Here is a 22893-nt window from a genome sequence, read left to right as displayed (position 1 = left end):
GCGAATCGTGCTCGCTCGGAAATACAGCATGGTATTCCGCTCGGTCGGAAAATCCCCTGTGCGAACGATTCCCGGCGCAATCATCGCGGCGATTCATGAATAATGCGGGCTGGACGGTGCACAACGAGCGGCGGGGTACACTAGCGCCTGACTTCGCCTGCTCGAACATTCCATGCCGTATCCGATGACCCGAATGCGCCGTTCGCGCGCCACCGACTTCGCCCGCCGCCTGGTGCGCGAGACCCGGTTGGCGCCCGACGATTTCATCTATCCGGTGTTCGTGCTCGACCACGAAACGGCCCGCGAGCCGGTGCCGTCGATGCCCGGCGTCGAGCGGCTGGGCCGGGATCCGCTGCTGGCCGTCTGCGAGCAGGTGACGGCCGCCGGCATTCCGGCCGTGGCGCTGTTTCCGGTCATCGAGGCCTCGCTGAAGACCGACACCGCCGAGGCGGCCTGGGCCGATGACGGGCTGGTGCCGCGCACCGTGCAGGCGATCAAGCAGCGCTTTCCCGGACTCGGCGTCATGACCGACGTGGCGCTCGACCCCTACACCTCCCACGGCCAGGACGGCCTGCTGGATGCCGACGGCCGGATCCTGAACGACGAGACGGTCGCGGCGCTGGTCCACCAGGCCGCCTGCCACGCCGCGGCCGGTGCCGACATCGTCGCGCCCTCGGACATGATGGACGGCCGGATCGCTGCGATCCGCGAGCGGCTCGAGGCCGACGGGCATCGCGACGTGATCCTGCTCAGCTACGCGGCCAAGTACGCCTCGGCCTTCTACGGCCCGTTCCGCGACGCGGTCGGCTCGGCGGCCAGTCTCGGTACCGGCGGCAAGGAGACCTACCAGATGGATCCGGGCAATCGCGATGAAGCGCTGCGCGAGGTGGCGCTGGATCTCGACGAGGGCGCCGACTGGGTCATGGTCAAGCCCGGCCTGCCGTACCTCGACATCATCGCCGACGTGAAAGGCGAGTTCGGTGTGCCGACCTTCGCCTACAACGTCTCCGGTGAATACGCGATGCTCAAGGCCGCCGCCGCCAACGGCTGGCTGGACGAGCGCAAGGTCGTGCTGGAGTCATTGCTTTCCATTCGCCGCGCCGGCGCCGACGGCATCCTGACCTATCACGCGCTGGACGCGGCGGCCTGGCTGGCGGAGTGAGTGCCTCGACGCTCCAGCTGGCCCTGTTCGGTCATCCGGTCACCCATTCGCGCTCGCCGGAGCTGCACCGCCGCTTCGCCGCCCAGCTCGGGCTCGACGTCGACTACCGCGCGATCGACTGCCCGGCCGGCGGCCTGGCCGAGGCGCTGGATCGCTTTGCCGAGGCCGGCGGCTCGGGCTGCAACCTGACCGTGCCGCTGAAGGCCGAGGGTCTTGCGCTGGCGGCCTCGGCCAGCGCCGCGGCGCGCTCGGCCGGCGCCTGCAACACGCTGGTCCGGCGCAATGGCGGCTGGTGGGCCGATACCACCGACGGCGCCGGCCTGCTGGCCGATCTCGATCGGCTGGCGCTGGACCCGGCCGGCCGCAGGCTGCTGCTGGTCGGCGCCGGCGGCGCGATGGCCGGCGTGCTCGACGCGCTGCTCGAGCGGGGACCGGCCCGGATCGGCATCGTCAACCGCAGCGCCGCCCCGGCCGAGGCGCTGGCCGCGCGGGTGCGCCAGGCCGGTGTTCCGGTCGAAGTGTTCGATTTCGAGGGCGGCCTGACCGCCGGCGGGTTCGAGCTGGCTCTGCAGGGCACCAGCCTCGGCCACGGCGGCACCGCTCCGGCGCTGGACCGCGACTGGCTGACCGGCGACGCGACCGCCTACGACCTGAACTACGGTCCGGCCCACGCGCCGTTCGCCCACTGGTGCGCGATGCACGGCGTGCCATGCCACGGGGGCTGGGGGATGCTGGTCGAACAGGCGGCCGAGGCGTTCGAGCGCTTTACCGGCCGGCGGCCCGACACCGCGGACTGCTACGCCGAACGATGACCTCGGCCGGCGGGCCGGGTGCGGTTCACCATTCGAACAGCTTCCAGTAGACCGGCTTGACCGGTTCGAAGGTTTCGTGGCGGAGGTCGAGCAGGCCGTCGCCGGTGGTGTCGATCAGGTAGTACGGCGCGCCGATGGTCGGCGTGATGCGGACCATGTAGACGCGCCCGCCGGAGATGTATTCCTCGACGGTGCGGTCCTCTTCCTGCCGGATCACGACTTCCGGCGCCAGCTCGTCGTCCGGCTCGATGACCTTGGGCGGCAGCGGCTCGCGGATCGGCGGAGGCGGCGGCGCATCGACCGGCGGCGGAGTCTGCTGCGCAGTCGCCGCAGGACCCGCGAACAGCGCGATGACGCCGGCCAGGACGACCACCGCCCGGGCGGGCCGGACGCCGGACGGAGTTCGAGAATGACGGATCGAAGAACGATTCATGACGCGCTCCCGTTGGCCCCTCGGTGCCGATGACGAATTCACCCCGAATACTAGCAGACCCTGCCGTAACGACGAATCCACGCGCGTATCATGAACCGCGAAATCGTTCGGTCCCGGTGTCTCCACGGACAACGACGAAACCGGGATCCTTACCGCAGATGAGCGCGGATGAACGCAGACGGGAGACGAACAGGAGGCCTGGATTCCCGCAGACTGGCGGGGTCGACACGAAGGCTTCGAGCCGCTCCTTCGATCGAACCGCGTCCGTCAACGCCGTGGATCAGAAGTCATTCTGGATTGATCTGCGTTCATCCGCGGTCATTTCTGACCCTTGGTCCACCGATCAACGAGGCTTCGATCCCCTGACATGGCTTCCAACGAACACGAAACGCTCTACCTGGTCGACGGTTCGTCGTATCTCTACCGGGCCTTCCATGCGCTGCCGAGCCTGACCGCGGCCGACGGCCAGCCGACCGGGGCGATCTTCGGCGTGGCGAACATGGTTCGCCGCTTGATCCACGAGCGCGCACCGGCCCGTCTGGCGGTGATCTTCGATGCGCCCGGCAGGAACTTCCGGCACGACCTCGATCCCGAGTACAAGGCCAACCGCCCGCCGATGCCCGGCGACCTGCGCCGCCAGATCGAACCACTGCACGAAGTGATCGACGCGATGGGCGTCCAGCGCGTGATCGTCGACGGGGTCGAGGCCGACGACGTGATCGCCACGCTGGTCCGCCGGGCCCGCGAGGCCGGCGCGCCGGTGCTGATCTCGTCGGGCGACAAGGACCTGGCCCAGCTGGTCGGCGACGACGTCGTGCTCGAGGACACGATGCAGGACAAGCGCTACGACCCGGCGGCCGTCGAAGAGAAGTTCGGCGTCGGCCCGGACCTCGTCGGCGACCTGCTGGCGCTGACCGGCGACGCCTCGGACAACATCCCGGGCGTCGAGAAGTGCGGCCCGAAGACCGCCGCGAAGTGGCTGAACAAGTACGGCAGCCTGGCGGCGGTCATCGAACACGCCGACGAGATCGGCGGCAGGATCGGCGAGCACCTGAACGCGGCGCTCGACCAGCTGCCGCGCTCGCGCGAACTGGTCGCGCTGAAGGACGACGTGGCGCTGGACTTCGACCTCGATGCGCTCGGCCCGCCCGAGGCCGATCGCGAGCGCCTGGTCGAACTGCTCAAGCGCTTCGGCTTCACCACCTGGCTGCGCCAGGTCGATGCCGGTGACGCGGACGACGGGCCTGCCGGCGACGCGGCCGCTGACCTCGACATCGAGCTGGTCACGACGCGCGGGCAACTGGCTGCGCTCGTCGAGGCGCTGGAGCGGGCCGAGCTGATCGCCTTCGACACCGAGACCACCAGCCTCGAGCCGCTCGACGCCGACCTGGTCGGCTTCTCCTTCGCCGTCGAGCCCGGGCGTGCGTACTACGTGCCGGTCGGCCACGTCGACCAGGACACCGAGTTCGACCGCGACGAGGCCGTCGCGGCGCTCCGCCCCGTTCTCGAGGACGCCGACCGGCCCAAGCTGGCCCACCACACCAAGTACGACCTCAACGTCCTCGAGCGGGCCGGCGTCCGGCTGGCCGGCATCGCCCACGACACCATGCTGGAGTCGTACTGCTACAACGCCACCGCCACCCGCCACGACCTCGACTCGCTGGCCGGTCGCTACCTCGGCCGGACCACGATCTCCTACGAGGACGTCGCCGGCAAGGGCAAGGCTCAGCTGCGCTTCGACGAAGTGCCGGTGGCGGCCGCTGCCGACTACGCCGGCGAGGATGCCGAGGTCTGCCTGGCCCTGCACCGCAAGCTCTGGCCCGAGCTTGCCGAAAGCGGGCGCGCCGCCGAGGTCTATCGCGACCTGGAAATCCCGCTGATCCGCGTGCTGGCCCGAATGGAGCGCACCGGCGTGCTGGTCGACACCGAGCGGCTGGCCGTGCAGAGCGCCGAGCTGGCCGAGCGGATGTCCGAGCTCGAGCAGCAGGCCTGGGCCGCGGCCGGCGGCGAATTCAACCTGGGCTCGCCGAAGCAGCTGCAGGAAATCCTGTTCGAGCGGCTCGAAATCCCGGTCGTGCGCAAGACGCCGAAGGGCCAGCCGTCGACCGCCGAGGACGTGCTCCAGGAACTGGCCGCCGAGCACGCGCTGCCGGCGCTGATCCTGAAGCACCGCAGCCTGTCGAAGCTCAAGAGCACCTACACCGACCGGCTGCCGGAGAAGGTCCGCGCCGACTCCGGCCGCATCCACACCCACTACCACCAGGCCAACACCGCCACCGGCCGCCTGTCCTCGGCCGATCCGAACCTGCAGAACATCCCGATCCGGACCGAGGAAGGCCGGCGCATCCGCAAGGCCTTCGTGGCGCCCGACGGCTGGCGGGTGATGGCCGCCGACTACTCGCAGATCGAACTGCGGATCATGGCCCACCTGTCCGATGACGACGGCCTGAAGAAGGCCTTCGCGGCCGGCGAGGACATCCATCGTGCGACCGCCGCCGAGGTCTTCGGCCGCACCCTGGACGAAGTCACCGCCGACCAGCGCCGCGCCGCCAAGGCGATCAACTTCGGCCTGATGTACGGCATGAGCGCCTGGGGCCTGGCCCGCCAGCTCGAGACCGACCGCGACACCGCCTCGGAGTACATCGACACCTATTTCGCCCGCTATCCCGGCGTGCGCGACTTCATGGACCGCACCCGCGAGCAGGCCCGGCGCGACGGTTTCGTCGAGACCCTCGCCGGCCGCCGCCTGTGGCTGCCCGAGATCCGCTCGCGCAATCGCCAGCGCCAGCAGGCCGCCGAGCGCGCCGCGATCAACGCCCCGCTGCAGGGCACCGCCGCCGACATCATCAAGCGCGCCATGCTCGACGTCGACGCCTGGCTGACCGGTGACGAGGCCCCGGCGCGGCTGATCATGCAGGTCCACGATGAACTGGTCCTCGAAGTCCGCGAAGAGGCGGTGCAGGAGGTCGGCAAGGGCATCACCGAGCGGATGGAAGCCGCCGCGGAGCTCGATGTGGAGCTGATCGTCGAAGTCGGAATCGGGGAGGATTGGGACGCGGCGCATTGAGCCACGGTCGTTATTGATGCTCGGGTGAGTGAAGCGCACTCGGCGACGACGGGGTCGTTTCGGAGAGTCAGAGGCGTTTCGTCGCTGGCCGCCCGCTGATGCGGTCGTGATTCGATAGCATTGAGCTCGAACTTCAAAGGCATTTCGCCGCTGGCTGCGCCAGCTGATGCGACCTACTTTTGTGGCAACAAAAGTAGGCAAAAGTGCTCGTACCGCGATGGCGCCCGAGCTGCGCTCGGGTTCCCTGCGATGCTCGTGCCGGGCGGGGTCCGCTGAACTCGCTGCAGTCGCTTCGCTCCTTCCGCTCAGACATGCAGCGGCCCTGATTCCGCCCGGCCCTGCGCTTCTCGGCGCCATCGAGGCAGATTCACCCCAGCGCCACGGAACGGCAGTCGCCATCGTTGACCTGTTGGAGGCCGCTTGCGGGCGAAGGGGGGTTCTGGCAGAAACCGTTCGCGCGCAAGCGCCCTCCACATGCGATACGGGGCAGGAAACTGGTGTTGACTTGGCTTTACCCCGCCGTCAGCGCCGCCGGAGGCGCGGACCGGCTGGCGGATCAAGAGGCGCCGCATGTCTGAGCGGAAGGAGCACAGCGACTGGAGCGAGTTCGGCGACTCCCGCCAGACGGGAGCACCGGAGGGGACCCGGGCGCAGCCCGGGCGGCGATGTTCGCGCAGCACTTTTGCCTGCTTTTGGGGCGCCAAAAGTAGGTCGCATCAGCCCGCGTAGCGGGCGCGCGAAACGCTTTTGAAGTTGAAGTTGAAGTTGAAGTCGAAGTCGATCAAGACGCGACTCCGAAATTCGCGAATCTCTTCAACCAACAACCAACAACCAACAACCAACAACCAACAACCACCACCTCCGGGCCCAATGGCACTGGCGCCATCGCCAGACGATCACCCACCCTGTAACCCCACCCCCATCCCGAACGTATACCGGTCATGAGACGCCGCTTCGAACAGCTCGTCGACGAACACGGCCCCCGCCTGCGCCAGCTGGCCCGTGCGCTGCTGGGCCGGGTCGACGAGGCCGATGACGTCGTCCAGGACACGCTGATCAAGCTCTGGGACCACCTGCCGAGGGTCGAGGTCGGCTCGGAGCTGCCGTGGTTGCTGACCTGCACACGCAACGCCTGCCTGGATCGGCTGCGCGGTCGAACCCGGGCCCGCGGCGTGCTGTTGCGAATGGTCGGCGAGCGCGAAGCGGACACGGCGATGGCCGAAGATCCGTCCGAACACGCGGTCGCCGAGCGGCGTCGAAGAATGCTGCGAGACGCCATCGCTCGGCTGCCGGAGCCGGCCCGCAGCCTGCTGATCCTGCGCGATCTGCAGGACGTCGACGTGGCGGCCACGGCCGCCACGCTGGAACTCAGCGAAAACCAGGTCAAGGTCTATACCTTCCGCGCCCGCCGCAAGCTGCGCGAACTGCTGGAGGAGGAACTGCATGAACAGGTCGCCTGATTCCCCACAGGGCCGGCCGCGCGAGGCGTTGCTGGAAGACCGGATCATCGAGTCCGGCCGCGCGCCGGCCGACCCCGAACTGGCCGCCGACGTCGCGTTGCACAACGAATTGTGCGCACTCGAACCGGTCGAGCCGCTGCCGCCGGCCTTGAAGCGCGCCGTGCTGGAGCGGACGGTCGTTGCGCGCTCGAGCAGGACCGCGATCCGCGGCCTGCCGGTGGCACTGGCTGCCGGACTGGCCGGCCTGCTGGCGCTGACCGCCGTGCTGCGGCCGAGCGAGCCCGAGCCGCTGCCGGCGGCAGAGCTCGAGCTGGCCCTGGCCACGCTCGAATCCACCTCGCGTGACGCGCTCGGCCGGGCCGGTCGCGAGGTCGGCGAGCACCTGGAGTTTCCGGTGATCGAGCTGGAGCAGCTGCCCTACGGGCACCTGCTGCGCTCGCTTGCCGTTTCCACGCCCCGCACCTACCCATCCGAAGAGAACTGATTCGAGGAGACTGCTCATGAAGATCATCACTGCACTGGCCATCCTGTTCTGGCTTCCGCTGGCCGGTACCGCCTTCGCCCAGGCCGATGCGCCGGGCCAGGTCGACCTGGAACCGGTCAAGACGCTGTTCGGCGCATCGCCGAAGGTCAACATCAATTTCGGCAGCGCGATGATGCGCGGCTTCGCCGAGGGCTTCCGCGAAACCAACGGCCCGATCGCCGACCTGGTCGGTAGCGTGTCCGGCCTGCGCGTCATGGTGTTCGAGGATGTCGACGGAAGTCGGGCCAGCGACTTCGTGGCCCGCACCACCGCATCGCTGGCCGGCGACGGCTGGACGCCGGCGGTCGAGGTCCGCGACGGCGACGACCAGATCGACATCTACATGAAGGAATCGACCGACGTCATCGACGGCATCGTGCTGATGGTCACCGAAGCCGGCAACGGCGATGCGGTGTTCATCAATATCTTCGGCGCGCTGGACCCGGTGTTCATCGGCCAGACCCTCGGCGGCGGCATCGACTTCAACGATTTCGACCTCGAGGACCTGATGTCGATCCGGAACGGCGGCGGTGCGGCCGAAGACACCGACAACTGAGCCCCGGGCCCACCGGTCATTCCACCGGTGCTGCCGTTGCCGGACGCCTTCGGGGGTCCGGCGTTTTTCCAGCTCGCCGCTCGCCACGGCTCCGTCATTCCGGGGCGCCGAACCCATCGGAGCGCCGCTTTCTGGACCGCCGTCGTCCCGGGGCGCCGCAGGCGAACCCGGGACCTCGTGACGGAATCGCTCATCGAACCCGGGCAGGACGAGCAACCGCCCGGCGACTTCGCGCGCAAGTACCCCGCCCACCGCCGAACCCCATTGGAGCGACTCTTTCTAGACCGCCGTCGTCCCGGGGCGCCGAAGGCGAACCCGGGACCTCGTGACGGAATCGCTCATCGAACCCGGGCAGGACGAGCAACCGCTTGGCCTTTTCGCGCGCGCGCACCCCGCCCACCGCCGAACCCCATCGGAGCGCTTCTTTCTCCACCGCCGTCGTCCCGGGGCGCCGCAGGCGAACCCGGGACCTCGTAACGGAATCGCCCGCCGAACCCGGGCAGGACGAGCAAGCGCTTGGCCTTTTCGCGCGCACGCACCCCGCCCACCGCCGAACCCCATCGGAGCGCTTCTTTCTACACCGCCGTCGTCCCGGGGCGCCGCAGGCGAACCCGGGACCTCGTAACGGAATCGCCCGCCGAACCCGGGCAGGACGAGCAACCGCTTGGCCTTTTCGCGGGCACGCACCCCGCCCACCGCCGAACCCCATCGGAGCGCCTCTTACTACACCGCCGTCGTCCCGGGGCGCCGCAGGCGAACCCGGGACCTCGTGACGGAATCGCTCATCGAACCCGGGCAGGACGAGCAACCGCCCGGCGACTTCGCGCGCAAGCGCCCCGCCCACCGCCGAACCCCATCGGAGCGCTTCTTTCTACACCGCCGTCGTCCCGGGGCGCCGCAGGCGAACCCGGGACCTCGTGACGGAATCGCCCGCCGAACCCGGGCAGGACGAGCAACCGCCCGGCCCGCTTCGCCCGGATTCCGCCAGCGCCGCCTCAGGGCCGATGCGGCCGACCCAGGTACTCGGTGCTCTGCATCTCGATCAGCCGAGAGCGGGTGCGCTCGAACGGCGCGGCCAGGCGGCGCCCGGTGTAGAGGTCCTCGATCGGCACTTCGCTGGAGGCGATCAGCTTGACGTTGCGGTCGTAACAGGCGTCGACCAGGTGGATGAACCGACGCGCGGCATTGTCGTCGTCGGCGTCGAGCTGCGGCACGTTGCCGACCAGCAGTGTGGAAAACCGGTAGGTCAACTCCAGGTAGTCGCCCGACGATCGCGCGCTGCGGCAGAGTTCATCGAACTCGAACCAGGCCAGTGACCCGGCCCGCGCGCGCGCCGTGATCGGCCGGCCGCGAACGGTAAGTTCGACGTGCCGCTCGGTCTCGACGTCGGGGGCCAGCGCGCGGAACTCCTCGGCCAGGCTCCGATCGCCGGCCTCGCCGCTCGGCACCTGCCAGGTCGGACGCCGGGTCAGTTCGCGCAGCCGGAAGTCCTCGGCGGCGTCGAGCTCGAAAACCTCGCAGTGGGCCTTCAGGTTCTCGATCGCCGGCAGGAAGCGCTGGCGCTGCAGACCGCCGGCGTACAGCTCGTCGGGTGCGGTGTTGCTGGTTGCGACCAGCGTCATGCCGAGGTCGAACCACTGCGTGGTCAGCTCGCCGAGCAGCATCGCATCGGCGATGTCCTCGACGTGGAACTCGTCGAAGCAGACCACGCGGGTGCGGTCGCGCAGCTCGCGGGCGATCGCGTCGAGCGGTCGCTGGCGCTGGCCGAGGCCCTTCAATCGCGCGTGCACATCGTCCATGAAACGGTGGAAGTGGGCACGCTCGACCGGCTCGCCGGCTTCGCGCAGCGAATGGACGAACAGGTCCATCAGCAGCGTCTTGCCGCGGCCGACCTTGCCGTGGATGTAGAGACCGGGCACTGCGGCCGGCTTGCGGAACCAGCGGGGTCGCTCGGAAAGGAGCGCTTCGAAGCAGCACTGCAGCCGGTCGGCGAGCGCCTGCTGGGCGGGGTCGGGGTCGAGCCGGCCGGCCTCGACCAGCGCGGCATGGCGGGGCGCGGGGCCCGGGAGCGCGGATCGGTCGGTCACCGGCGCGGCTCAGGGCAGGTGGTTGGCCACTGCGTTCTTGATCAACCCGCGCAGGTCCATCAGGCGGCGGTGGAAGAAGTGGCCGCTGCCTTCCATCACGACCAGCTGCGGTTGGGCGTCCAGGCTCTCGGCCCACTGGATCACCGCATCGGGCGAGACCACTTCGTCTTCGTCGCCCTGCACCACCAGCCACGGGCAGTTCGGCGGCATCAGGTCGGCGAAGCCGTAACGCTCGACCGGCGGTGCGATCGAGATCAGCATCCGCACCGGCAGGTCCTGCGCCGCCTTCAGCGCGATCCACGAGCCGAACGAGAAGCCGGCCAGCCAGAGCTCGGTGTCCGGCCGGGTGCGGCGGACCCAGTCGACCACCGCCAGCAGGTCGCCCAGCTCGCCGTCGCCGTCGTCGAACTCGCCCTCCGACTCGCCGACGCCGCGGAAATTGAATCGCACCGTGGCCAGGCCGGATTCGCGCAGGCTGCGCTCCATGATCGTGACGACCTTGTTGCGCAGCGTGCCGCCGTGTTGCGGGTGCGGGTGACACAGCACGGCGGTGGCCGGGCGGGCCGCGTCGGGCTCGGGCACATCCGCGATGCACTCGATCCGGCCGGCCGGACCGGTCACGAAGAGCTCGGTCTGTTCGGTCGGGAACGAATCGGGGTCGAGAGGCCGGGCGTCGGACATGGCGAGAAACGGATGCGGGTTTCAGGATCGGCGGCGGTCGCGCGGACCGCCGGAGGAGCCGCCGTGCGCACCGGGTGCATGTCCGGCGTTCTGGCGACGGTTCATAATAACCGATGCGACCCGACCGGATTTCTCCGTGGCCGATTCCTGCATCCCAGCCGAGACCGAGGGCCGATGAACCACCTGGCCCACCTGGTGCTGGCCGGCGAGCGCCCCGACGATCGCCTCGGTGCGCTGCTCGGCGATCATCTGAAGGGGCGGGCCGTGCTGGACACGCTTCGGCCCGGCCTGGCGCGCGGGGTTCGCCTGCACCGGCGGATCGACGCCTGGTCCGACGCCGATCCGGCGGTTCGCGAGCTGGTGCGATCGTTCGAGCCGCCGTGGCGGCGCTACGGCGGCATCGTGCTCGACGTGCTGTTCGACCGCGAACTCTCGCGCCGCTGGGGCGACTACGTCGGTCGATCCCGCGAGGCGTTCGGACGCGATGTCGACGCCTTGCTGGCCGCTCACCGTCACGAATTTCCCGATCGGCTGGCCCGGTTCTCGCGCTGGGCGGCCGCGGTCGGCCTGTGGCGTCGGCTCGACGACCGCATGCTGCTGGCCGAGATCTTCACCCGCATCGCCGCGCGCCATGGCCGGCGTGAGCCGCTGGCCCGCGGGCTCGAGCTGCTCGACGCGTACGAAGCGGAAATCGGGACGACCTTCGAGGCCCTGTTTCCGCGTCTGCAGGCACAGTCGCGGACCTTCCTCGCCGAAACGGAATGAGCGGCGCGACCCGCTGCTCGGGTCGCGTCGGAATCGATGGTGCCGAGCGGTGTTACCGAGCGATCATTCGATCTCGGCGAGCATGTACTCGACCGAGGCGCGCACCTGCTCGTCGCTGAGATCCATCCGGCCGCCCTTGGCGGGCATGGTGCCGATGCCGTCGATCGCGTGCTGGACCAGCGTGTCCTCGCCCTGCGGCATGCGGTCGGTCCAGTCCGAAGCGACCAGCATCGGCGCGCCGGCCGCGCCGGAGTTGTGGCAGGCCGCGCAGACGTTGTTGTAGATCATCTCGCCGTCGAGGCTGCCGTCGAAGGCCACCTGCGGCGCCTCGTCGGCCTGCGCGGCTTCGGCGGCGGCCATGGCCGCGGCGCGGCCGGTTTCGCCGGCGTAGACGCCGGCCACCGGCGCGATCCGTTCGGCGACCTGCTGCGTACGGGTCGGGCTCTCGTGCTGTCCCAGCTGCCGATGGAACTGCAGGGCCACGAAGATGATGATCACGGCGAAGATCGCCAGGGCCACGATGACCAGGCTGAACCGCTTGAGAAAGATCTGATCGTCCTGTTCGCTCACGCGCTACCCTCTTGCTCGGTGTCGTCGGGGGCGGCCGGTCCGGTCATCGCGGCCGGCCCGCCGAAAGCGCGCAATTATAGCGGATGCGACCCTCGCCGGCTTCATCGAAGACACCGATGATCGCGTCTCGACCAGGCCCTGCATCCGGGTCGTTTCACCGGGTCGAAGAACGAACGCAGCTCCAGGGCCTCGCCGTCGCCCGGCCACCACGTCGGTCCGGGATCCCGGGCGAGCGGGCGTCGACTCGGCGTTTCACGCCCCGGGAAGCGCGCAGCGACCGCTCGGGCCGCCGGATCGACCGCTCGTCCTTCGCCGCTGGCGTTGCGCGCGGCGGCGTGCATGATGGGCACTGGAACCAAACGTGGACGCCCGTGCCATGACCCACCAGCGTGGATTCACGCTCATGGAACTGCTGCTCGCGATCGCCATTCTGGCCATCGTGACCACGGCGGCGTTGCCGAGCTTTACCCAGATCATCCAGAACAACCGGCTGTCCGGCCAGACCAACGAGTTCGTGACGTCGATGCAGTACGCCCGGTCCGAGGCGTTGAAGCGCGGCGATCCGGTCACCGTCTGCGCCAGTTCGAACGGCACCAGCTGCGGCGGCAACTGGAACCAGGGCTGGATCGTGATCGCCGACGCCGGCGGCGGCGGCGAGGAGCTGCTGCGGGTCTGGAACTCGCCGGGCACCGATTTCCAGTTCACCCCGCAGGGGGGCACGGTGGTGTTCGAGCGGACCGGCTTCGCCGATGCCCAGCTCTCGGTCGAGCTGGATCTGAACTATTGCAGCGCCGACAACGCCCGGCGCGTTTCCGTCGAACGGACCGGCCGGGTCGGTTCCGAACGCATCGACTGCAGCTGATGGAGACCGTTTCCATGACCGCACTGTTCCGTGCCCCGATTCGCCGCCAGGCCGGCGTCACGCTGATCGAGGTCCTGATCACCCTGCTGGTGCTGTCCGTCGGCCTGCTCGGCGTGGCCGCGCTGCAGGGCTTTTCGCTGCAGGCCAACCAGGTGTCGTACTACCGCACCCAGGCGACCAACATCGCCTACGAGCTGGCCGACCATGCCCGGGCCAACCGGTCCGAGGTCGCGGCCAGCGGCAACATCCCGAACGCCGGGTTCTGGAGTACGCGGGCCGCGCAGTTGTTGCCGGCGGGGACGGTGAACACCAGCGTCACGGCCGCGGCCACCGACGGCATCGTGACGATCACGGTCGGCTGGCTGGACGACCGCGAGGCCGGCACCAATGCGTCGTTCAGCATCACCACGCGAATCTGATCCGGAAATGACCATGAACCGAACCACGACTCCGATTCCAGCTCCGTCCACGCCGGCCCCGCGCCGCGCTCGCGGCCTCAGCCTGGTGGAACTCATGATCGCGCTGGTGCTGGGCCTGCTGGTCACCGCCGGCCTGATCCAGCTGTTCGGCACCGCCAAACTGACCTTCCTGACCGCCGATGCCTCGGCGCGCGTGCAGGAAAACGGCCGGTTCACGATGGAGCTGCTCAAACGCGATCTGCGCATGGCCGGCACGCACGGCTTCTGCGCCGCGCGACTCGAGATCAACAACCATCTGGATCCGGCCTGCGGCGGCGGGGTGTCGGACTTCTTCGATCCGAATCGGGCCGTGCTGGGCTGGGAGTACGACGGCACCGGAATCAATGACGCTTTCACGCTGCCCGATGATCTCGATCCGGCCGGAACCTCGCCGAGTGAATGGACATCGACCGCCGACCAGGGCTCGCTGCCGGGGGTTCTCGACGGGCGGGTCGTGCCCGGGTCGGACGTGCTGGTCGTCCGCACGATGCAGGTCAACACCGGCATCCAGGGCGATCCGAACAACCTGAACAGTCCGAACTGCACCGGCAACAGTTCGATCGGCCTGCAGGGTTCGCACGGCCTGCCGGACGATGCGATCGTGCTGGTGACCAACTGTGCAACCGGCGCCGACCTGTTCCAGAACCGCAGCAACGCCAACGCCTCGACCTTCGCAGCCGGCTCCGGTTCGTGCTCGAACCCGGGTCCGGGCAACGTCAACGGCATCGACTGGGCGACCTGCTACGACGACTCGATGCAGGTCTTCGAGATCAACGCGATGGCCTATTACGTCGGGCTCAACCCCGACACCGGCGACCCCGGGCTGTACCGGTTCAACCTGACCACGGGCACCGGAGGGTCGGCCGCCGGCGCCGAGGAGCTCGTCCAGGGCGTGGAGTCGATGCAGGTCCTGTACGGATTCAGTGCCGCTGCGCCGGCCGGCGACGGCCAGAGCATCAGTCAGTGGCTGCGCGCCGACCAGGTGCCGGCCGACGGCTGGGGCCAGGTCATCGCGCTGCGGCTGTCGGTCAGCGTGCGCTCGCCGGAAAACGCCGATGGGGACGTGACGCCGATGACCTTCGAGCTTTCCGGCGCGAACATCCAGACGCCCGGCGACGGCCGGCTGCGTCAGTCCTTTTCCACCACGGTTGCGCTGCGCAACCGTCTGATCGTGATCTGAGGCGATGACCGTGAATCGAACCGCAATCCAGGCTTCGGCCCCCCGCCTCCAGCGCGGCGCGGCCCTGTTCGTGTCGCTGATGTTCCTGATCATCCTGACCGTGATCGGCCTGTCGGCGGCCAATGTGGGTGTGCTGCAGGAGCGCATGGCCGGCAACGTGCGCGAGACCAACGAGGCCTTCCAGGAAGCCGAAGCGACCCTGCGCGAGATCGAGCAGACCCTCGGCAACTGCGTGGCCGGCGCCGCCGGCTGCCCGCTGGGCGGGATCCCGATCTGGTCCGAGGCGCAGAGCGATCTCGGACTTTCGCGCAACGCCTGCACGCTGGAAGGCCCGACGGTTTCGCCCGATGACTGGCCCTGGCTGACGGCCCCGGCGACCGGCAACGAGTATGTCGTCATCGCGCTGACCGACGCCGGTGCCGGCGGCACCATCTTCGGATCGGCCTGCCGACCGATGAACGAACTGAACGATACGGCGATCGAGGAATACTTCCTCGTCGCAGCACGCGCGACCGGGCCCCAGGGCGTCGGCGAGGTCGTGGTGCAGAGCATTTTCTTCTGGCCCGAATGAGCCGGTTGGCACGGCGGAGAACCCCATGAAATCAAGCACGATTCTCGACAAGATCGTCCTGGCGCTGATCGTCGGCACCGCCGGCATGCTGGCCGGTGCACCGACGGCGGCCCAGGCCCAGGACCTGAACATCTCGCAGTCGCCGCTGTTCGTGGCCACCAACGTCGAGCCGAACGTCATGTTCACGCTCGACGATTCCGGCTCGATGCAGTGGGAGTACATGCCCGACGGTCCGGAGTTCCGCTTCACGATCTTCATGTTCCCGAGGCCGGCAGGGCTGTACGGCGGCACCAACTACGCCAACCAGGTGCCGTCGTTCCGCGATGACAACATCCATCACCTGTACGCTCGCTCGGCGGCCAACAACGGGGTGTTCTACAACCCGGACATCACCTACCGGCCCTGGTCGCGACCCGACGGCAGCGACATGCCGCCGGCCGATCCCGAAAACGCGCTGTACAACCCCGACATCCCGGGCCTCGGCGGCCTGAACCTCACGGTGCCGCAGACCCAGGAAGCCGTCTGGTTCCGCGGAAACGCATTGGACCAAGGCTTCTGTGATGGCGCATGCGGCTCGAGCCGTACCTTCACGCCGATCACCTATTTCAACTACCTCGGCGGTCCGCGCGGCCTGCTGTCGAGCTACGACAAAGTCGAGATCCGGGTCGATACCACGCCGGCCAGTGCCACCTTCACCAGCCCGGGCGGCGTGACTCGGACCCGCGACGAGGAAATCCAGAATTTCGCCAACTGGTTCCAGTACCACCGCTCGCGGGTGCTCACTTCTCGCGGGGCGATCGGCAACGCGTTCACCGAGATGCCGGACCAGGCCCGGGTCGGCTTCGCCGCGATCAACCAGGGCTCGTCGTCGATCGACGGTGTCAACCACCGCGCGATCCTGCGCCCGGTTCGGCCGTTCAGCATCGCCGGCCGCGAGGCCTTCTACGACGAGCTGTACGGCCGCGTCATCAACAACTTCGGCACCCCGCTTCGGCAGGCGGCCGAAGCCGTCGGCGGCTACTTCGAGCGCACCGATGCGCTCGGCCCGTGGTCGACGTCGCCGGGTTCGTCCGGCGGCGAGGACCTGGCCTGCCGCCAGAGTTTCCATATCATGATGTCCGATGGCTTCTGGAACGGCGGCAACCCGAGCGTCGGCGATGCCGACGGCACCGCAGGCGCCACGATCACCGGGCCGGACCTCGGCCAGGGCGCGCAGAGCTACCAGTACCAGCCGGTCGCGCCGTTCGCCGACGCCTCGCGCACCAACACGCTGGCCGACGTGGCCATGCATTACTGGAAGCGCGACCTGCGTCCGGACATCACCAACCGCGTGTCCACCACGCCGGAAGATCCGGCATTCTGGCAGCACCTGGCCAGCTTCGGGATCGGGCTCGGCGTCGAGGGCAACGTGAACCCGGACGACGCGTTCGCGGCCATCGACACCCAGACGCCGGTCAACTGGGGTGACCCCTACAACAGCAACGCGGCCAAGATCGACGACCTGCTTCATTTCGGTCTGAACGGTCGCGGCGGCTTCTTTTCGGCCGCCGACCCGCAGACCTTCGCCGATGAACTCGCCGCCATCCTGACCGAGATCGTCGCCCGGACTTCGGCCACCACCGGGCTGTCGGTGTCGACCACCCGCCTGACCGAAGGCTCGATCATCTATGCCGCCGAGTTCGACAGCGAGGACTGGAGCGGCAACGTCAAGGCCATCGACGTGTTCTCGGGGTCGACCGCCTGGGAAGCCGGGCCGCAGCTCGACGCCCGCTCGCCGGGTGGTCGCAGGATCCTGACCTCGCGCAACAGCGGCAGCGGTGGCCAGGACTTCGACATCTCGATGCAGCCGCAGCTGCGCAACGCGATTTCCACCGATGCCGCTCTGGCCAACGACGTGATCAACTACGTTCGCGGCGATCGATCGAAGGAACAGCAGAACGGTGGTCCGTTCCGTGAGCGCAGCACCGTACTGGCCGATATCGTGAATTCGCGCCCGGTCTATGCCGGTGCCGGCAACGAGGGCTGGGCGCGTCTGCCCGGCGCCGCCGGCAGCTCGTATCCCGATTTCGTCGATGACAAGGCCGACGAGACCAAGGCGGTCTATGTCGGCGGCAACGGCGGCATGCTGCATGCCTTCGACGCCGAGAGCGGCCGCGAGTTGTTTGCCTTCGTGCCGCGCGCGGTGCTGCCGAACCTGAAGGACCTGGCCAACCCGAACTATGGCCACAAGTTCTTCGTCGACGGCCAGATGGTCGTTCGGGACGCCTACGCCGGCGGCTGGAAGCGTGTCCTGGTCGGCGGCCTGGGTGCCGGCGGCCGGGGCATCTTCGCGCTCGACGTCACCGATCCCGACTCGCCGAGCGTGCTCTGGGAAATCACCGGTGACGATGAACCCAACCTCGGCTATACCTTCGGCGACCCGGTCATCACACGTCTCGGCAACGGCCAGTGGGTCGCGCTGTTCGGCAACGGCTACAACAGCGACGACAACAACGCCGTGCTGTTCGTCGTCGACCTGTTCAGCGGAAACGTGCTGCACGAGATCGAGCTCGAGACCGGCAGCGACAGCAACGGCCTGTCCGGTGTGGCGCCGCTGCTCAATCCGCTGACCCGGCAGTCGATTTCCCGGGCCTACGCCGGCGACCTGAACGGCACCGTGTGGCGCGTCGACTTCAATGAGTCCGGCGCACCCACGGTCAAGTACTCCCAGGGGCTGTTCGACGATCCGGACGGTCGCGCGATCACTGCAACGCCGGGTCTGGCCGCCAGCCCGGCCGGCGGTCTGGTCGTCTATGTCGGCACCGGCAAGCTGATCGAGCCGGCCGACCGCCTGGTCGGCGGCACCGGGATCGAGAAGCTCTACGCGCTGCGCGACCAGGATTCGAGAATCGGCAACAATCCCGGCTTCGGCGAGCCGACCATCACGCAGTCCGGCGGTGATCGGATCATCGACGGCGAGGCCGGTGAAGACGGCTGGGTCCTGGAGTTGACGCCGACCGGGAGCGCGACCGGCGAGCGCGTGCTGTCGCGGCCGCGGATCATCTTCGGCCAGGTCATCTTCTCGACCTTCGAGCCGGAAGACGACCCCTGCGCCCCGGGTGGTTTCCAGCGCCTGTACGTTGTCGATGCGCTCACCGGCGGCGGCGCGCTGGACAACATCTGCCCGAACTGCGGCGTGGTCGAAGTCGGGATCGGTGCGCCGATCGATCCGCCGATCATCATCAAGCCGCCGTCGCTGGGCACCGGCAACACCGACCCGGACGACCCGAACAACCCGTTCGATCCCGACGGCGACATGCCGGATCCGGGCTCGGTCGGTTCGCGCGACGGCTGGTGTTCGGAATTCGGAACCCTGAATCCGGCCACCGGCCAGCCGTTGTTGATCGGTACGATCTGCGACGGACGCCAGGTCTGGCGCCAGGCCCGCTGATTCCCACCTCGGAGAACGCACCATGAATTCGATTCACTACAAGATGATGTACGCGGTGCTGCTGGGCCTGTTGCTCGGCGTTCAGGTCGCGGTGGCCCAGAGCGATGACGTCGACATGGCCCTCGGCCTGCCGCAGAAGATGGTTGTCGAGTCGATCGACCTGAAGGCCGGCATCATGGTTCTCGACGGTCAGCGTTACCGGATCGCGTCGGAAGACAAGCGAGCCGTGATTCGCGGTCCGGGAACGCCGCTGACGCCCGAGCAGCTCAGCGTCGGCATGGAAGTGATGGTCTCGACCGACGGCACGCTACCGTCCTCGCGCAATGTGCCGCTGATCCGCGGCCTCTGGTCCGCCCCGTAGGAGAGCATCGTGAGTACACCGATCCAGCGCCAGTCCGGCTTCACCCTGATCGAGCTGATGATCGCCGTGGCGATCCTGGCCATCGTCATGGGCATCGCCATTCCGAGCTACAACCAATGGGTCATCGAGTCCGGGCGTGCCGACGGCAAGGCCCAGCTGTTCCAGGTGGCCCAGCAGCTCGAGCGCTGTTTTACTCGATACAGCAGCTACGACGATGCCGCCTGCGGTATCCAGGACGGCGCGTCCGTTGCCTCGGACAAGGGCAAGTACATCGTCGCCGTCGACACCACTGCCACCACCTTCACCCTGACGGCGGCTCCGCAGGGTGGCCAGGCCAATGACGACGAGTGTCAGTCGCTTACGCTGACGCATACCGGCCAGCGTGGCCTGGACGGGGGTGCGACCGGCACCATCGACGACTGCTGGTAAGTCCGGCGTACGCGACCGCGAAGGCAGCCCTGGGTTGCGTTCGCACGATGCGGGCTTCGTGCCGTCTCGCGGCACGGAGCCTTTTCTGTCGGTCTGGAGCGTGACGGGGAAACGAGACAGTGGCTTGCAGTCCGGGCCTTCGTCCGCGTAGTCTCGGGCCGACCTGACTCCCGGATGCCTGCCGATGAACGAACGCGCCGAGCGCGCGCCGCCGTTGCCCGACTTCTGCCAGCCCCAGGCGGTGCTCCTGGTGGTGCTGCTCGGCCTGCTGCTGGCGCTGTTGCTGACCCTGGCCGGCACCGGATTCTCCACCTTCTGGCTGCGACTCGGCATCCACGCGGTCTTCATCGAGGGCGTCGCCCTGTTCGCCTGCCTGCTGTTGTGCACCGCACGGAGCGTGTTGTCCACGCTTCCCGACGCGGTCGCCTATCTGGCGATCTTCGTCGTCATCCAGTTGATCGTGGTCGCCGCAAGCCTGCTCGGCATCGCGCTGTCGCCCACCATGATCGTGATTTCCGACGAGTCACCGGGCCTGCTGGTTCTGCGCAATGTTCTGATCGCCTCGATCGCCTCGCTGGTCTTCCTTCGCTTCCTGATCCTGCATCGCCAGTGGCAGCGGCAGGTGCAGGCCGAGGCCAGCGCCCGGCTCGCCGCGCTGCAGGCCCGGATCCGGCCGCATTTCCTGTTCAACGCGCTGAACACCATCGCCAGCCTGATCGGCACGCGGCCGCAGCAGGCCGAAGAGGCGGTGCTGGACCTGTCCGACCTGCTGCGCTCCGGGCTGACCGAATCGTCCGAGCATCGCCTGGAACGCGAGCTGGAACTGGTCCGCGGCTACTTGCGCATCGAAGCGCTGCGGCTCGGCGAGCGGCTGACCGTGGACTGGCGGATTGCCGACGATGCGCCGCTGCAGGCCCGGCTGCCGGCGCTGCTGATCCAGCCGCTGGTCGAGAACGCCGTGGTTCATGGCATCTCCCGGCTGCCGGACGGCGGGCGCCTGACCGTGATCGTCGACGCACCGCGCCGCCGGCACTGGCGCGTGATCATCGAGAACCCGGTGGCGTCCGAACGCCCGGTGCGCGCCGATCAGGGGCACCGGATGGCGCTGGAAAACGTCCGCAAGCGGCTTGCGCTGGCCTTCGGCGACGAGGGGCGCTGCCGGGTCGATGCCGACGAGGCGCGGTTCCGGATCGAGCTGAACGGGCCGGTCGTCGATTGAACCGAAACCGCGCCAGCGCTCAGGGCGCGGGTGCGGTCGGTTCGACCGTCTGATCGCTTTCCTCGACCTCCGGGTGCATCTCGAGTGCGGCCGGCGAGGTTGCGAACTGGGGCACGAAGTCGGCCTGCTCGTCCATCGGAATCGGTCGGGTCACCGTCATCCGGTAGCGGATGAACACCGCCGGAATCAGCGCCGCGACCGCGAACCAGGCCATCAGCGCCTCGGGCCCGAACTGCTGGATCAGCAGTCCGGCCACGATCGGCCCGACGATCGCGCCGCTGCCCCAGAGCAGCTGCAGGCTGGAGGTCACTTCCAGGATCTGGTCCGGCGCCACGTGATCGTTGGTGTGCGCCGCGGCCAGCGAGAAGATGCTGAACGCGAAGCAGCCGTAGACGAAGCCGCCGACTTTCACCGCCCACGCCCCGTAAGGAATCAGCAGCAGCGTGGCGATCGCGCCGACGGCCGTCATCGCACAGACCATCATCAGCACGCGTCGGCGTTCGATCCGGTCCGACAGGCGGCCGACCGGCCACATCATCACGATGCCGCCGAGAATGGTCAACGACATGTACAGCGAGATGCCGTCCGGATCGAAGCCCAGGCCGCCGGCAAAGACCGGCCCCAGGCCCCAGAAGGCGCTGATTCCGAGCCCGGAAAACACGCAGGCCACCACGCCGACCGGTGAGATCTCGAACAGCTTGCGCAGGCCCAGTCGATCGGCGTCGACCACCGGCGGTTCGCGGACCTGGGTCAGCGCCACCGGCACCAGCCCCAGCGACAACAGCACCGAGGCCAGTGCGAACAGCTCGAGCTGGCTCACATCACCGGTCAGCAGCAGCAGCTGGCCGACGGCCAGGCCGATCAGCGTGGTCGTCATGTAGGCCGAGAAGACGTTCCCGCGCTCTTCGTTGCCGGTGCGCTCGTTCAACCAGCTCTCGATGGCAATGTACAGACCGACCACGCAGACCCCGGCGACGAAACGCAGCAGGAACCACAGCGCCGGACTGACGAACAGGCCGTGCAGCAGCGAGACGATCGAGACCAGCGAGGCCAGCGCGGCGAAGGTGCGGATGTGGCCGACCTGGCGGATCAGCTTCGGGACCAGCAGGGTGCCGCCCACGTAGCCGACGAAGTAGCCCGACATGATCAGGCCGAGCGTGCCGGCGCTCATGCCCTCGAGCGGACCGCGCACGCCCAGCAGCGTACCCAGGAGCCCGCTGCCGGCCAGGATCACGGCCACGCCCAGCAGCAGCGTGAAAACAGCGGTAATCGCGTGCATCGGGGCCTCGCGGGGAGCGGAGAAGGTCGCGGGCGCCATCCTATCAGGTCGTTCCGCCGTCACGGAGGGACGGGGCATACTATGCCGATGGAATTCCGCCTGACGGCCAGAATCTTCGAAGGGCCGGCCGGTCCCTGGCTGCGCCTGATGCGCTTCGACCGCCCGATCGGCATCGCGCTGCTGCTGTGGCCGACCTGGTGGGCGCTGTTTCTCGCCGGCGGCGGTCGTCCGAGCGTCAAGAACCTGGTCGTGTTCACCCTCGGCGTCATCGTCATGCGCGCGGCCGGCTGCGTGATCAACGACTACGCCGACCGCGACCTCGACCCGCACGTCGGACGGACCCGCGCGCGGCCGCTGGCGGCCGGCGAACTGACCGCCCGGCAGGCCCTGAACCTGTTCTTCGCGCTGATGGCCGCAGCCTTCGGCCTGGTCCTGCTGACCACCCCGCTGACCGTGCTGCTGGCCTTCTTCGGCGCGCTGCTGGCCGGGACCTACCCGTTCTTCAAGCGCTTTACCCACCTGCCGCAGATCGTGCTCGGCGCGGCCTTCAGCTGGGCCATTCCGATGGCCTTCGCCGCCGAACTCGGGCGCGTGCCCGAAGCGGCCTGGTGGCTGTACCTCATCAACCTGCTCTGGGTGGTCGTCTACGACACCGAGTACGCCATGGCCGACCGCGAGGACGACCTGAAGGTGGGTGTGAAGTCCACCGCCATCCTGTTCGGCCGCTACGACCTGCCCATCCTGGCCGGCCTGATGGGCCTGATCGTCGCCGGACTGGGCCTGTTCGGTCTCCGCTTCCTGCCGCACCCGGCCTGGTTCGCCGCAGTCGTCATCGTGTTCGGCCTGCTGCAGGTCCAGCTGTTCCGGCTCCGGAACCGGGACCCGAAGGCGTGCTTCGATGCGTTCCTGTCGAACCACTGGGTCGGGTTCACGGTGTGGATGGGGGTGATGGGGGCGATGTGGTTGCGGTAGGGTTTTCGGGGCGCTG

General features: G+C 68.5%; 21 protein-coding genes. 16 read left to right on the top strand and 5 right to left on the bottom strand.

Annotated features, from left to right (window positions below; genetic code table 11):
• The first annotated feature begins 172 nt into the window (after window positions 1-172).
• Together hemB and aroE are read left to right on the top strand one after the other, a co-directional pair.
• On the top strand, window positions 173-1162 hold the full coding sequence (hemB, locus tag HFP89_RS08725; RefSeq protein WP_206212284.1) for a porphobilinogen synthase: 990 nt from the start codon (window positions 173-175) through the stop codon (window positions 1160-1162).
• Window positions 1159-1974, top strand: a complete 816-nt coding sequence (aroE, locus tag HFP89_RS08720; protein WP_168717273.1) for a shikimate dehydrogenase — start codon at window positions 1159-1161, stop codon at window positions 1972-1974. Before hemB ends, aroE begins: the two co-directional genes overlap by 4 nt.
• A gap of 25 nt (window positions 1975-1999) precedes the next feature.
• On the opposite strand, the gene HFP89_RS08715 is transcribed toward aroE, so the two are convergent.
• Complete coding sequence (locus HFP89_RS08715) at window positions 2000-2407, bottom strand: DUF2782 domain-containing protein (RefSeq protein ID WP_168717272.1); 408 nt, start codon at window positions 2405-2407, stop codon at window positions 2000-2002.
• Window positions 2408-2774: 367 nt separating this feature from the next.
• Between HFP89_RS08715 and polA the strand changes: the two genes are divergently transcribed.
• The 4 genes from polA to HFP89_RS08695 all read left to right on the top strand — a co-directional run bounded on the left by polA (window position 2775) and on the right by HFP89_RS08695 (window position 8013).
• Window positions 2775-5474: a DNA polymerase I gene (polA, locus tag HFP89_RS08710; RefSeq protein ID WP_168717271.1), complete on the top strand. Its 2700-nt coding sequence runs from the start codon at window positions 2775-2777 to the stop codon at window positions 5472-5474.
• 941 nt (window positions 5475-6415) lie between these two features.
• Entirely contained in the window at window positions 6416-6934 is a 519-nt protein-coding gene (locus tag HFP89_RS08705; RefSeq protein WP_168717270.1) for an RNA polymerase sigma factor, read from the top strand.
• Window positions 6918-7418: a hypothetical protein gene (locus HFP89_RS08700; RefSeq protein WP_168717269.1), complete on the top strand. Its 501-nt coding sequence runs from the start codon at window positions 6918-6920 to the stop codon at window positions 7416-7418. The genes HFP89_RS08705 and HFP89_RS08700 overlap by 17 nt, the downstream gene beginning before the upstream one ends.
• 16 nt (window positions 7419-7434) lie before the next feature.
• Window positions 7435-8013, top strand: coding sequence for a DUF4252 domain-containing protein (locus tag HFP89_RS08695; protein WP_168717268.1), 579 nt, complete (start codon window positions 7435-7437; stop codon window positions 8011-8013).
• A gap of 995 nt (window positions 8014-9008) precedes the next feature.
• Here the strand turns inward: HFP89_RS08695 and zapE are convergent.
• Both zapE and HFP89_RS08685 read right to left on the bottom strand, forming a co-directional pair.
• Window positions 9009-10100, bottom strand: coding sequence for a cell division protein ZapE (zapE, locus tag HFP89_RS08690; protein ID WP_206212283.1), 1092 nt, complete (start codon window positions 10098-10100; stop codon window positions 9009-9011).
• A 9-nt stretch (window positions 10101-10109) separates the two neighbouring features.
• Window positions 10110-10781, bottom strand: coding sequence for an alpha/beta fold hydrolase (locus tag HFP89_RS08685; protein ID WP_168717267.1), 672 nt, complete (start codon window positions 10779-10781; stop codon window positions 10110-10112).
• Between the two features lie 174 nt (window positions 10782-10955).
• On the opposite strand from HFP89_RS08685, the gene HFP89_RS08680 reads away from it, so the two are divergent.
• Window positions 10956-11546, top strand: a complete 591-nt coding sequence (locus HFP89_RS08680; protein WP_168717266.1) for an ACP phosphodiesterase — start codon at window positions 10956-10958, stop codon at window positions 11544-11546.
• A gap of 63 nt (window positions 11547-11609) precedes the next feature.
• On the opposite strand, the gene HFP89_RS16315 is transcribed toward HFP89_RS08680, so the two are convergent.
• The gene (locus HFP89_RS16315) at window positions 11610-12116 is read right to left on the bottom strand and encodes a c-type cytochrome (protein ID WP_168717265.1); all 507 of its coding nucleotides are present in this window, start codon (window positions 12114-12116) and stop codon (window positions 11610-11612) included.
• Between the two features lie 361 nt (window positions 12117-12477).
• Here HFP89_RS16315 and HFP89_RS08670 point away from each other — a divergent pair, with 361 nt between their 5' ends.
• The 8 genes from HFP89_RS08670 (at window position 12478) to HFP89_RS08635 (ending at window position 20626) form a co-directional block, all read left to right on the top strand.
• Complete coding sequence (locus HFP89_RS08670) at window positions 12478-12978, top strand: GspH/FimT family pseudopilin (protein ID WP_168717264.1); 501 nt, start codon at window positions 12478-12480, stop codon at window positions 12976-12978.
• A gap of 14 nt (window positions 12979-12992) precedes the next feature.
• A complete protein-coding gene (pilV, locus tag HFP89_RS08665) occupies window positions 12993-13397 on the top strand; it encodes a type IV pilus modification protein PilV (protein ID WP_168717263.1) in 405 nt (134 codons plus the stop codon).
• Window positions 13398-13410: 13 nt separating this feature from the next.
• A complete protein-coding gene (locus HFP89_RS08660; RefSeq protein ID WP_168717262.1) occupies window positions 13411-14616 on the top strand; it encodes a PilW family protein in 1206 nt (401 codons plus the stop codon).
• Between the two features lie 10 nt (window positions 14617-14626).
• On the top strand, window positions 14627-15187 hold the full coding sequence (locus HFP89_RS08655; protein ID WP_206212282.1) for a PilX N-terminal domain-containing pilus assembly protein: 561 nt from the start codon (window positions 14627-14629) through the stop codon (window positions 15185-15187).
• Between the two features lie 25 nt (window positions 15188-15212).
• Window positions 15213-18617, top strand: a complete 3405-nt coding sequence (locus tag HFP89_RS08650) for a PilC/PilY family type IV pilus protein (RefSeq protein WP_168717260.1) — start codon at window positions 15213-15215, stop codon at window positions 18615-18617.
• 22 nt (window positions 18618-18639) lie between these two features.
• Window positions 18640-18978: a hypothetical protein gene (locus HFP89_RS08645; protein ID WP_168717259.1), complete on the top strand. Its 339-nt coding sequence runs from the start codon at window positions 18640-18642 to the stop codon at window positions 18976-18978.
• A 9-nt stretch (window positions 18979-18987) separates the two neighbouring features.
• A complete protein-coding gene (locus tag HFP89_RS08640; protein ID WP_346775218.1) occupies window positions 18988-19407 on the top strand; it encodes a type IV pilin protein in 420 nt (139 codons plus the stop codon).
• A 184-nt stretch (window positions 19408-19591) separates the two neighbouring features.
• Entirely contained in the window at window positions 19592-20626 is a 1035-nt protein-coding gene (locus HFP89_RS08635) for a histidine kinase (protein ID WP_168717258.1), read from the top strand.
• Between the two features lie 19 nt (window positions 20627-20645).
• On the opposite strand, the gene HFP89_RS08630 is transcribed toward HFP89_RS08635, so the two are convergent.
• The gene (locus HFP89_RS08630; protein WP_168717257.1) at window positions 20646-21905 is read right to left on the bottom strand and encodes an MFS transporter; all 1260 of its coding nucleotides are present in this window, start codon (window positions 21903-21905) and stop codon (window positions 20646-20648) included.
• Between the two features lie 87 nt (window positions 21906-21992).
• On the opposite strand from HFP89_RS08630, the gene ubiA reads away from it, so the two are divergent.
• A complete protein-coding gene (ubiA, locus tag HFP89_RS08625) occupies window positions 21993-22877 on the top strand; it encodes a 4-hydroxybenzoate octaprenyltransferase (RefSeq protein WP_206212281.1) in 885 nt (294 codons plus the stop codon).
• Window positions 22878-22893 lie beyond the last annotated feature (16 nt).

This window comes from Wenzhouxiangella sp. XN79A, from assembly GCF_012272825.1.
Classification (GTDB): domain Bacteria; phylum Pseudomonadota; class Gammaproteobacteria; order Xanthomonadales; family Wenzhouxiangellaceae.
Note: the sequence above shows the minus strand (reverse complement) of the source record. Positions and strands in the feature narration are given on the sequence as shown.